Here is a 776-nt window from a genome sequence, read left to right on the forward strand (position 1 = left end):
CGAACTCTCCCGCGCGGCGGGGTCGAGGGGGTGGCCGGCGAGGAGGTCGTCGACCGTGCGGCGGCGGGCGGCCTCGGTGCTGCGCCGCCAGCGGTCCCGTTCGGCGACGTACTCCTCGGCGAGCCGGCTGGCCTGTACGTCGGCGTAGACGAAGAGGAGTTCGCTGATTCGGTGGGTCTCCCGGGCGCGCGTCTCCTCGGGTTCGCGGTCCAGTGCCTCCATCAGGCGTCCGNNGCCGGCCGTCGGGGGCGGTTCGGTGAGCAGGCCGCGCAGCGCCGTCAGCACGGTCGCCTCCACCGCGCGGCGAAACGGCGGCAACGCGCCCGGAGTGCCGTGCTCCGGCACGTGGCGGACGATCCGCGCCGCCATGTCCCGGGCGACCTGGACCGCCCAGCCGACCGGTCCGGGCCCCAGCTCCGCCTCCGCCGCGGCCAGCGTGTCGGGCGGGCAGGCGGGCTCCGGGGGCGCGCCCCGGGGGGCGAGGCGCAGGAGCCAGCCCTGGGCGGGGTCCGCGGTCGTCGTCACCTCGTCAGTACAGCGCTCAGGAGCGGGTGCCCGCCAGGCCGCGGGAGCGCAGCACCCGGCGTTCCAGCGGCGCGAAGAGGAGGAGGTCCACGGCCACTCCCACGACCAGGATCTCCCCGATGGTGGCCAGGACCAGGGCCATGTCCTGGTAGGAGCGGGCGTTCTCCAGGAGCTGGCCAAGACCCAGCCCCAGCTCGGGGGAGCTGGCGATGAGTTCGGCGGCCATCAGGGACCGCCAGGAGAACGCCCAG

At 75.8% G+C, this 776-nt stretch carries 1 pseudogene; it reads right to left on the reverse strand.

Features of this window, described 5'->3' with window-relative positions:
* Nucleotides 1-541: 541 nt before the first annotated feature.
* A pseudogene (locus CCN42_RS41035) lies at nucleotides 542-776 on the reverse strand (ABC transporter permease); the annotation flags it as partial.

The organism is Streptomyces glaucescens, from assembly GCF_002154375.1.
GTDB lineage: Bacteria > Actinomycetota > Actinomycetes > Streptomycetales > Streptomycetaceae > Streptomyces > Streptomyces glaucescens.